This is a genomic window from Oligoflexus sp. (assembly GCF_035638955.1).
In the GTDB taxonomy this organism is placed as follows: Bacteria; Bdellovibrionota_B; Oligoflexia; order Oligoflexales; family Oligoflexaceae; genus Oligoflexus.
The window spans coordinates 1-2598 of record NZ_DASQYZ010000320.1 but is presented as its reverse complement, the minus strand read 5'-3'; the positions used below and the strand labels follow the sequence as shown (position 1 = coordinate 2598).

Sequence of the window (2598 nt, the reverse complement as noted above, 5' to 3'; positions counted from 1 at the left end):
GAACGCCTGGCTTTGGAGATGCCGCAAATGCCGTTTAGCAATTGAAATCGAGCCTGACTCCGTTCGGGAGATAAAGCTTAATGGGTTCGCCAGCAGTAACCAATCGCTGGAGCGGAACCTCTTGCCCGCCCATGATTTTTGCTGCTATGAAATGTTCCTGCTGAGGAGCCGCTTTGTGCGCGCCTTCAACGAGATCGGTCGAAATCCATTTGGAAAGAGCCGTTGACAATACCCCAAGAGAGCTTCTCACAGCGGTTATTGTATAGCCACTCAAGCGAATTGAAGCTGTTACCGCTTTTCGGAGTTCCTTGGAATAGCGGCGCGATCGTGGGTTGGAGTGCTTTGGAATTTTACTTTGATTTCGTCAAGGGTCATGGAAATGCTCCGTTAAAAATTTTGCGGAACATAGCTTGAAAGATTTGCTGCCGCAAGAACGGGGCTTGCGACTCACTTACAAACACGTGACTTCCTACCACGTCGCTATCTTCCGGACTCGGCTGCACTTACGTCAGAGCTCGAATATTTTCGGCCTATCACGTTACTTTCATAATTGTCTGTCACGCTTGCCTACGGATAAATCCTCAAGTACTTTAATCTTTATTAAGCCGGTTGCCGGCGAGAAGGGAATAGATCCCAGCGGATTCTTTCCATCATCGATGCGACGGGCGGATGTATTCAACAGCTTCTGTATGAATCGATTGAACCATTTTCTGCTCCTCTCATTCCGCTGCATCGTTCTCAAAGAGAATGAGCGCGATCGAATAGGGCTCTAATGACGGTGGACGAGTGAAAGTTGAGCCCTGAATTTTATAGATTTTGTACCCTTTGTTGGATATCTGGTGAAACGTGTGACCGGTCCCCTGCGGCGTCCAGCCTTGCAAACCAAGAGTGACAGTTTGGGCTTCAGGATATCAATTGACGAGGAGAACTCCGTGGTGGAATTCCGAACTTACGGCAAATGCCGTGACCAACTCGCCTAGCGAAGACGTTGCATGAGCCATCTCTCCTTGCAAGAAGCGAATGAAAACATGATAGACGTAACCAGCCGGTCGCATCTCAAATGAGTTGCTCATTTTGCCATAAACGTTGTCCATTTCGTTCCAGGCAGAGGTACCCGCGACAGACCTCTTCGTGGCCGTCTCTATGAGGACAAGGGCGTCGAATACCGCGCCTCGAATTGTCGCCATGGGTTTGGCTGGGTCGACGACATCCCACGTCCAGTAAATGTTGTATTCGTCCAGAAAAAGGGGCCTTCCCTGACAGCCATTGGCGTCCAGAGTTGACCCCAGGCTCTTTGTAGTCCGACCCATCTCTTTGGTATGGTCAACCCTCGGAGGAGTTACCCCTTCGTCTAGTTTCGAATCATGTACATTCAGCCACTCTGCCACCTCTAGGCGGCTATGGAGTATGGGAGTTATTTCTATCTTCCGTAATATGGCGAACGGTCTGATTACAGTTTAGGAATTAAATTTTCCAATTTTTTTAACCAAGCTGCAAAGTGAGGGCACTCGAAGGATATTTTTTCTAAACCAATTCCTAGTATCGCGAGATTGCCGAAAAGCGGCTTTTCATATTCGGGCATCAACGCCAAAATGCGATGAGATGGCGAGGTTTCTCTTGTATCGTTTATCTCTTCTGGGGTTTCGAATTCATCGCGCATAACTTGTAGCATCGGGGAGAGACTAGGAATCCCGAGCGCAGAAGCAGTTGCCTGACAGTCGCTGAATAACCAAGCCTCAAACTCGTGGAGTGCAACAAAAGGAATAAAAAAAGAAGGATCCCAATTTGCGCCCATTAGATGAATAATTTCTTGTTTAAGGGCTTTTTCAACATATTCGGCCCTAAATTTCTTTTCAACCTTTTCAGCAGAATCACGCCCAGGCCAAGTTTTTACATGACCTGGAGTGGAAGGCATGCCATAGTAATCGACGATTGTAGTGACATAACAATTGTCGGATTGTTTCAATATTCGGGTAAAATCGACCTTGGTACTATCCCAGCCTTTTACTCCACCGCGCTTGCTTCTAGCTCTTGCAGATCCGAATATTCGGGCAGAGATAGAATGAAAACCTTTCCTATAGAGATGAGGGGCCAGTATTTCATTGACAAACATTTCTTCTGTTGGGCCTTCCACAAGCACAAATAGCCTAGGCATTGTTAGGCTTGCCTCCGATGAGGTTTTTCTCCCAAAGTTCACCTAAGCTATAGTCATCGAGCCACTCCTTCAGAGATTGCGGGTCTAGTCGCGATAGCTTCGTGGACCCATCTGTTTGCTCGGCGACAAGTACTTCTGATGGGTCGAAATAGTCTAGGAGAATGGGGGATTGAGTTGAAATGATCACTTGTACGTTTGTGGAGGCGGAGCGGATCATTGAATATAGCAGATGAATTGCAGAAGGGTGCAATCCGAGTTCGGGTTCATCAACGAGTATTACCGAAGGCAAATGCTCTTTTGGTTGCAAAAAAAGTACTGCCAAGCAAATAAATCTGAGTGTGCCATCTGATAGTGAAGACGCATCGAAATAGTTTTCGCTTTTTGTGTGAAGCCACTCGAGTTTAATCTTTTCTGGATTGAGCCGTAGTGGTTCAAGATGAAAA

Annotated in this window: 4 protein-coding genes; 1 reads left to right on the top strand and 3 read right to left on the bottom strand. The window is 47.0% G+C overall.

The window, feature by feature from the left end:
• Window positions 1-226: hypothetical protein (locus VE954_RS29285; RefSeq protein WP_324959627.1), on the top strand; the 226-nt coding region annotated here is incomplete at its 5' end.
• A gap of 685 nt (window positions 227-911) precedes the next feature.
• Here VE954_RS29285 and VE954_RS29280 read toward each other — a convergent pair.
• The 3 genes from VE954_RS29280 to VE954_RS29270 all read right to left on the bottom strand — a co-directional run.
• Window positions 912-1310 (bottom strand): hypothetical protein, encoded by a 399-nt coding sequence (locus VE954_RS29280; RefSeq protein WP_324959625.1) that lies wholly within the window; start codon window positions 1308-1310, stop codon window positions 912-914.
• Window positions 1311-1450: 140 nt separating this feature from the next.
• Window positions 1451-2155 (bottom strand): DUF4276 family protein, encoded by a 705-nt coding sequence (locus VE954_RS29275; RefSeq protein ID WP_324959623.1) that lies wholly within the window; start codon window positions 2153-2155, stop codon window positions 1451-1453.
• The coding region (locus VE954_RS29270) for an AAA family ATPase (protein ID WP_324959621.1) at window positions 2148-2598 on the bottom strand (451 nt) is incomplete at its 5' end. The genes VE954_RS29270 and VE954_RS29275, both read right to left, overlap by 8 nt.

What these genes read in the sequence shown, in the direction of transcription:
- VE954_RS29280 (WP_324959625.1), bottom strand. Translation starts at nt 1,310, where the DNA reads ATGGGTCGGACTACAAAGAGCCTGGGGTCAACTCTGGACGCCAATGGC.
- VE954_RS29275 (WP_324959623.1), bottom strand. Translation starts at nt 2,155, where the DNA reads ATGCCTAGGCTATTTGTGCTTGTGGAAGGCCCAACAGAAGAAATGTTT.